1 protein-coding gene is annotated in these 975 nt (G+C 69.9%); it reads left to right on the top strand.

Features of this window, described 5'->3' with window-relative positions; genetic code table 11:
* Positions 1-158: 158 nt before the first annotated feature.
* Positions 159-975: transposase (locus ACQRCA_RS08440; protein ID WP_427719891.1), on the top strand; the 817-nt coding region annotated here is incomplete at its 3' end.

Raw genomic sequence — 975 nt, 5'->3', positions numbered from 1 at the left:
GGCTCTTCGGTGGTTTCTGTGGGAGAGATTCCGGCATAGGCCCAGCTCAGCGGGCGAAAACAACGATCTGGAACTGAAACGGCCCCGGGAGGGGCCGTTTCCGCGTCATCCGCCTATGATTGCTAAGCCAAATTCAGACAACCGAAGAGGTGTGACGCATGAAGAGTCTACTACTTCTCGCCCTCGGTCTGGCCCGCACGGTCGTCCTGGGCGCGCGCATCGAGGCCGAGCGCATCGTCGTGAGCGTCCGGCCCTACAAGCGCGAGCAGCGCCGCTGCCCCGTATGCGGCAGGGCCTGCGACTTCTACGACATGGCGAACCGCGGGGCCCCCAGGCTGTGGAGGGCGATGGACCTGGCGCGCTCGGCCTGCTACCTGGAGTACGCGCCCTGCAGGGTGCGCTGCCCGGAGCACGGCGTGCGCACCGAGGCCGTCCCCTGGGCGCGGCACGGGGCGCGCTTCACGCGCGACTTCGAGGACTGGGTGGCGTGGCTGGCGGTCCGCTGCACCGCCTCGGCGGTCTCCGAGCTCGCCCGCGTCGAGTGGCACAGCGTGGGCGGCGTGTGCAGGCGCGTCTACGCCGAGCTGGAGGCCGCGCGCGGCGCCTCGAGGTTCGACGGCGTGCGCCGCATCGGCATCGACGAGACGTCGTACAAGAAGGGCCACAAGTACGTCACGGTGGTCGTCGACCACGACCGCGGCTGCCTCATCTGGGCGCACGAGGGCACCGGCAAGGACGTGCTCAACCTGTTCCTCGACGAGCTCACGCGCGAGCAGAGGCGCGCCATAGAGGTGGTGACCGCCGACGGCGCGAGGTGGATAAGGCAGCTGGTCAAGCGCCGCTGCCCCAACGCGAGGTGGGTCATGGACCCCTTCCGCGTGGTCCAGTGGATGAACGACGCGCTCGACGCCGTGCGCTGCGAGGAGTGGAACGCCGCCAGGGCCGCCGCCAGGGCCGCCAGGCCCAGGCCCGAGG

It is taken from the genome of Collinsella sp. SGI.095 (assembly GCF_050314535.1).
GTDB lineage: Bacteria > Actinomycetota > Coriobacteriia > Coriobacteriales > Coriobacteriaceae > Collinsella.
The sequence above is the reverse complement of the archived record's forward strand: the minus strand, read 5'-3'. Positions and strand labels throughout refer to the sequence as shown.